Consider the following 6,009-nt stretch of genomic DNA (forward strand, 5'->3'; position numbering starts at 1 on the left):
AAAATAATTGGTAAATTTATCTAATCTCAAATTTACTAGCACAACAGGTTAATTAATATATTTATTCTACTTTTGATGATTGTTTTTACAAGTATATTCAATATGTCTTTATATGGCATAGCATTATGTGTATTGCTAAATAATATATTAATGGGAATAGCTTATTATAAAAAATACAGTAAACAGATTGCTGAAGATAAAGAACTTGTGTACAAATTATAATCTATCTAGGACCAAGGCTTATACCATGAGATTATAATTACTAGGGAAATATCTATCCATTCAAGGTATTGATAGTTTAAAGATTATTCATGTAATACTAAAACAATTATTGGATTTTAACAGAAGTAATAGGCCTATAATACTTTAACAAATAATTTTAGTAGTTTAACTTCAGTTTAGTTGATTTAGAAATTTATTATAAATCTAGCAGCTTTCATGAATTAATCTGTGAGGTTCTCTAAGAAATGAGGGTGATTTCTAATGAAATTCAAATATCGTAAATTTTTTATTAGTATGTTTATATTGGTTATTATAACTGGACTAACATCTTTGATTAGTCCAATATTGTTAAATATGTGGAGTAGAGATTTAGTAGGATTTACAAAGAAACGAATATTAATTTTATTAATAGCACTACTAGGTTCCTTGTTTTTAGAGATTCTTTTTACTATTATTAGAGAAAAATTTGCGAAAGATTTTAATATTAATAACTTTAAACGAATGATTAGTAAGTTTTTTATTTTGAATTATGATGAAGTTATTGAAAAGGGACCAACTAATCTTATAGAACGGATTATCATAGGGGTTAATAGCATTTATAATTTTGCAACTGGAGATTATATTATGATTTGGTCTAGTATTTTAGTAATGTTAGTAATCCTTGTAATGGTATTTTTGAGGAATAAAATTGTCATGTTTATTATGTTATCTATGATCCCTATTAATTATTTTGGATTTAGGATGTTAAACAAAGAATTATTAAGGCGTTCGGAAACTTTGCAGAAGAATACAGCAGCAGGATGGCAGAAAATACTTTCTATTGTTAGTCAAACTGATTATCTAAAGCAGAGTGCTTCCTATGAGAATATTTTAAATCAAATGGAACCTACATTAAATAACATATATGGGAGCATGGCTGATGTTAATATTTTGGCTCAATCTGCTTCAAAATTTATAATATCTTTGAACCAAACAGCTCAAACAATGATTATGGTACTAATAGTATATCAAATATTGGAAACTAGTAATATTGGAATTTCCTTGGTATTATTTACTATATTATTGCCAATTTATTTTCAAAATCTTGGCGTTATAACTAATGCTAATTTAAACAAAAGAGATATGAAGATAGCAATGAATTTTTTAAATGAATGGGATAATCATTTGGAACAAGATGGAACCATAACGCTTAAACAGATTGATAAACTGCACTTTGATATTCCTATATTGAAAATCAAAGATAAAGAATTAGCAAAAAATATAAAAGGAGATTTCAAAAAGGGGGATATTGTATGGGTAAAAGGTAATAGTGGTACTGGTAAAAGCACATTGATGAAATTATTACCCAAATTTCGAGTGACAGAAGGGGTTTATATTAATGCAGTAGATATTAGAGAATACAGCAATTTTTCTATACGTTCAAATGTTGATTATCTATCTCAAAATGTACCAATAATAAAAGGTACACTAAGAGAGAACTTATTTCTTAATCGAGAAATTGATGGATTAATAGAAGAGAAGCTAAAAAAAGAACCTATTCTTAAAACTATATTAGAATCCAAGTCATTTGATACTATGATTGAAGAATCGGGTTCAAACTTATCTGGGGGAGAAAAGCAAAAAATAGCAATAGCAAGAGCTTTATATGACAAGGGAGAAATTCTAATCTTAGATGAAATTACTAGTAATATTGATAAAAAAAGTGCCATTGATATTATGAATCAATTAGTGGCAAGTAGAAAGGATAAGATAATATTTATTATATCTCATGATGATCTTCCAAAGGATTATGCTAATAAAGAACTTGTATTAAAGACGTGTAAATAAGATACTTAATAATATTTACAAGTTATAGAGTCGTTAATTCATGGTTCTTTTTTGATTACTAACATACTAAATGGCAATTGGAATGAAGAACTAAATAATTCAAAAATAACAGATAAATTTAGAAATATATCAGTAGCTTGACCAATATATAAATAAAAGCCAGAGTAGAAATCATCACAATCCATACTTAAGGCTGACTTAATCAGCTATCAATTTCTATGTATATAAAAATATTTGTCTTGCAGATTTCTATATCTAATTTGTATCAAATTAAGTCCAGTAAAATATCAAATTACACCTATTATAACTTCCATTCATATTATATATTGGAAGGGAGGGATAGTATGTGTGGTAAAAATAGAACCAAGGCATATGCAAGAATAAGGGGTGGGGATTTATATCCAGATTTACATGGTGTAGTGTTTTTCGATGATGTAAAAGGTGGTACAGAAGTAAGTGTAGAAGTATGGGGATTGCCTCCATATAAGCCGGCAGAGGATAATAAGCAGCCTATAGGACCTTTTGGATTCCATATACATGAGAATGGATTATGTCAAATTACTGATCCAAATAATCCATTTGAATCTGCAGGAGGACATTATAATCCTACAAATCAACCTCATGGCAGTGTATACTCATTGGAAAAGTTGGTAGATGAGAAGACTATAGTGACGAATCATGTGGTGAATAATAGGGATGGACAAGTGTAAGATATATAATGAGAACATAATAGAAGTATTGTTAATAAGATAAGTGGTTAAAATTACTTGTCTTTTTAATTTTGTAAATATTTGCTGGGAAAAGAAGGAAACTTGAAAGTTGTGTAGAATATAAGCTAGAGGATTATATTTATAAAATATTGTGGAGATAGAATATTTTAAATATAAATGTTATGTATTGTAATTATAATGAGTGAAATATTTAAAACATAGGAGGATATTATGAGAGGCAAATCTATAAAGCTATACATCATGGGAGAACGTAGAAAAAATTTGAAAACTGCTGAACTTGGAAACTGGACAGGTAAAGTATACATAGGGTTGAGAAAACATACCAGTATAATTCAGCAAATAGATGAGCTATCTACACCTGGGATCTATATTTTAATATCTAGCTTAGAAGATACTTTTCAGAGGAAAATTTATGTAGGAGAAGCAGATGAAGTAAATAAAAGAATAACTGAACAATTAAAAAATAAAGATTGGTGGGAAGAGTTTGTTATTTTCATTAGTAAGGATTCAAATTTAACTAAAGCACATGTCAGATATTTAGAAAAGGCATTATATAGCATTGCAAAGGATAACCCCACAACTATTCAATTAGATAATAACAATCAACCTACAGGCTCCCAATTACCAGAATCTGATATTGATGATATGGAACAATTTATTGAAAATGTGGTTTTTATTCTGAAAAATTTAGGAATTATTGATTTTACTAGAAGCACTATAAAAGTTGAAAATAACGACTCAGTCAGAAATGATGTTTTTTACCTTAGTATACCAAAGATGAAAGAAGATACTAATACTGATAAATTAAAAGCTCAAATGTCTATTACACAAGAAGGATATAGACTTTTAAAAGACTCATATGTAAGAAAGATAGAGAGTGGTAGTTTTAAGAGTCATAATTATGTAACATTAAGAAAGCAACTTGAAAATCAAAGTTATTTTAAAGAAGCTGAGTTTGAAGGATACTTGAAAGTAGATAAAGATATAGATATAGATTTCACATCGCCTTCAGCAGCTGCAGCTATTGTAAGAAATATATCAACTAATGGTAGAAAAGAGTGGAAATTAGCTAACGGAATGACATTAGATGAATATGAGAATAGGCAGCAAAAGTAGGTGGTACTTAAAAATTAATAAATGATAAAAGTTTAGATAACTATAGAAAATATCGAAGGCAGTCAGCATCATAATCAATTCATTACTTATCAGTTAAAATGATTTTGTATCAACTGTATTACTTACTTCGTTAGATCATGCGATTCAAAACAATTTAATGATTGCTGAACCATTTGATGCTGAAGTTCAATAATTAAATAGAATTTATAGTAATTTTTTCAAATCAACAGTAAGAATAAAAGAGGAGAAGAGTTATGAGAAGAACAATATTATATTATCCAAATATTGAAATACCAGATGGAAATTGGCTAAGAAATTCTTTACTTTATTGGGATGAGATTAGTTCTATTGTTCCTAGAGAAATGGAAGCAAGCCTTTATTTAAATAGTAAGGTAATAGCTCAACTAAGGGATGAAGGAGAATATCGCCCATTTTATCCAGATGAACTAATGAATAGTGAGTATTATAAAGATTTTGAAATAGAGGTTAGTAATAGATTGAAAAGATATCTTAATCTTAAATATGGTAAAATAGATTACAGGACGGTAAAAAATGATCCGGAATTATCTAATGATTACGATATGATTCATAGAGACAAAATGACTCTAGGAATTAGACAAATTCTTGCTGAAAGTAGAATAATATCAAGGCATGATAAGTGGATATTTTTGGATAAACAATTAGGAAATCTATATATGTCTACTCTTGCTAAATACTCGGCATTAAGTGATATTAACTTTACAGCTATTGGAACTGACCAAATAAGAGAAGTAGATAGATTATATCCTATAAATTATGCCTTAAAAAAACAAAAGTATAATAGGAAACCTGTAGTAAGCTTATCTTTAAATATTTTACCTACTCCTAGTCCAGATGTTTCTTATGAGAAAATATTAAGATTTAAAAGGAAATATAAAGACAATTTACTTGAGTTGCGTAAGGTAGTAAATCAATTTGAAGAACAAATTAGTAATTCTGAATGCGAATATGATTTAAAGGAAAAAATAACTAAATTTAGTGAAACAATTCAATTAGAGGCAAGAGAAACAATGAAGATGCTTAAAGGATATCGAATAAACTTTTTTTTATCATCATTAAAGTCGGTTATTAATATTAACTCACCTACTATTATTGCAATTTGTGCTGGAATAGCAGGACACAAATTAGTAGATATAAGTCCTGCAATAACTTTATCAGGAATAGGGGTAGCAGGTGCTGTCGATATTGCTGTAAATTATTTAGCGATTAATAAAAGCACGAAAGAAAAACTTTCAGATAAAGGTTTTTTATATCTTTATTATGCTAAAAATAAAAAGATAATTACTGATTTTAATGAATTATTATAATAAGGGAGGTAAGCGTATAATAAAAGATGTATTGATAGCTATGGGAAGATGATGTATCATCTTCCCATAAAGTCTTTTATTAAGCTTTACATGTTTTTTGAATTACTTCATTCCAAGGCATCATTAAATCCAAGATTTTAGGATTTGTCTTGAAATTAGATCCTGGCAATCTTGATAACACAAATTCTAAATATTTATAGGGATTTAATCCATTGGCTTTTGCTGTTTCAACTAGTGAATATACACATGCACTTGCATTGGCTCCTTCAGGGCTACCACAGAAGGTCCAGTTTTTCCTCCCTATTGTAAATGGGCGTATACTGTTTTCTGCAATATTATTGGAGATTACACAGTTTCCATCTTCTAAATATGTTTCTAATTTTTCTTTATGATTTAGGGCATACTGAAGAGCCTTCCCAATGTTCGATTTAGGAAGTACTTTTTCATTTGAACTTTGTACCCATGACCAAAAGGCCTCTAGAACTGGTTTTTCTTTTTCTAGACGCATCTTTTTCCTATCTTCTGGTGACAGGTTTTTAAATTTTCGTTCCCAGTCGAATAACTGATTGCAATATGCTATCCCTGTTGCAGGTAAGGTGGTTTCAGGACTTTCCATATCCTTAGGAAGAGCATCTTTGAAATATCTTCTGTTATGGGAAGCTTCCCATAACAGAAGATATTTCATTTACAGTTAACCCCTCTTCGTATTTAGTTCTAGCAAAACGTATTCGTTGTGCACGGTTTCTTGTATCTAGTAAAGCTTGCAT

At 28.8% G+C, this 6,009-nt stretch carries 4 protein-coding genes and 1 pseudogene; 4 read left to right on the top strand and 1 reads right to left on the bottom strand.

The window, feature by feature from the left end:
* Positions 1-483 precede the first annotated feature (483 nt).
* The 4 genes from ABWP20_RS18095 (at position 484) to ABWP20_RS18110 (ending at position 5,242) form a co-directional block, all read left to right on the top strand.
* Positions 484-2,049 (top strand): ATP-binding cassette domain-containing protein, encoded by a 1,566-nt coding sequence (locus tag ABWP20_RS18095; protein ID WP_353097750.1) that lies wholly within the window; start codon positions 484-486, stop codon positions 2,047-2,049.
* A gap of 344 nt (positions 2,050-2,393) precedes the next feature.
* Positions 2,394-2,759: a superoxide dismutase family protein gene (locus ABWP20_RS18100; RefSeq protein ID WP_353097751.1), complete on the top strand. Its 366-nt coding sequence runs from the start codon at positions 2,394-2,396 to the stop codon at positions 2,757-2,759.
* Positions 2,760-2,990: 231 nt separating this feature from the next.
* Positions 2,991-3,896 (top strand): GIY-YIG nuclease family protein, encoded by a 906-nt coding sequence (locus tag ABWP20_RS18105; RefSeq protein ID WP_353097752.1) that lies wholly within the window; start codon positions 2,991-2,993, stop codon positions 3,894-3,896.
* Between the two features lie 254 nt (positions 3,897-4,150).
* Positions 4,151-5,242, top strand: a complete 1,092-nt coding sequence (locus ABWP20_RS18110) for a DUF6236 family protein (RefSeq protein WP_353097753.1) — start codon at positions 4,151-4,153, stop codon at positions 5,240-5,242.
* A 79-nt stretch (positions 5,243-5,321) separates the two neighbouring features.
* Here the strand turns inward: ABWP20_RS18110 and ABWP20_RS18115 are convergent.
* A pseudogene (locus tag ABWP20_RS18115) lies at positions 5,322-5,915 on the bottom strand (IS66 family transposase); the annotation flags it as partial.
* Positions 5,916-6,009 lie beyond the last annotated feature (94 nt).

It is taken from the genome of Tissierella praeacuta (genome assembly GCF_040396155.1).
Classification (GTDB): Bacteria; Bacillota; Clostridia; order Tissierellales; family Tissierellaceae; genus Tissierella; species Tissierella praeacuta_A.